We start from the raw sequence: 241 nt of genomic DNA, 5'->3' as shown, positions 1-241 counted from the left end.
CACGCTGAAGCACGGAAAGACCGACGCGCAGTCGCTCGAACCCGCAGCGCAGCACCAGAAGATTGACTATCCAAAGCCGGATGGGGTTCTGACCTTCGACCGGCTGTCGTCGGTGTTCCTGTCGAACACCAACCACGAGGAAGACCAGCCGGTCCATCTCCAGGTCAAGGATATGGAGCTGCAGAAGCGCTCCGAACATGACGTCTATGCCGGTCCGTCGACGCGCTACTGTCCGGCCGGG

The 241-nt window shown here is 61.4% G+C and carries 1 protein-coding gene; it reads left to right on the top strand.

Annotated features, from left to right (window positions below; genetic code table 11):
- The coding region (locus tag ASE71_RS36695) for a 4Fe-4S dicluster domain-containing protein (RefSeq protein ID WP_244497350.1) at positions 1-241 on the top strand (241 nt) is incomplete at both ends.

Origin of the sequence: Ensifer sp. Root954 (genome assembly GCF_001429005.1) — a bacterium.
GTDB lineage: Bacteria > Pseudomonadota > Alphaproteobacteria > Rhizobiales > Rhizobiaceae > Ensifer > Ensifer adhaerens.
The sequence above is the reverse complement of the archived record's forward strand: the minus strand, read 5'-3'. Positions and strand labels throughout refer to the sequence as shown.